Below are 241 nucleotides of genomic sequence, written 5' to 3' on the forward strand. Positions count from 1 at the left end.
GGTGCCTGCCTTATGGTAGGAACCGCGAGACAGGTGCTGCATGGTTGTCGTCAGCTCGTGTCGTGAGATGTTGGGTTAAGTCCCGCAACGAGCGCAACCCCTACCCTTAGTTGCCAGCGTAAAGACGGGCACTCTAAGGGGACTGCCATCGACAAGATGGAGGAAGGTGGGGATGACGTCAAATCATCATGGCCTTTATGCCCTGGGCTACACACGTGCTACAATGGGCGGTACAAAGGGA

Annotated in this window: 1 rRNA gene; it reads left to right on the forward strand. The window is 56.0% G+C overall.

The features are described 5' to 3' along the window. A 16S ribosomal RNA gene (locus tag ciss_RS09005) occupies positions 1-241 on the forward strand; the annotation flags it as partial.

This window comes from Carboxydothermus islandicus, from assembly GCF_001950325.1.
Taxonomy (GTDB): Bacteria; Bacillota; Z-2901; order Carboxydothermales; family Carboxydothermaceae; genus Carboxydothermus; species Carboxydothermus islandicus.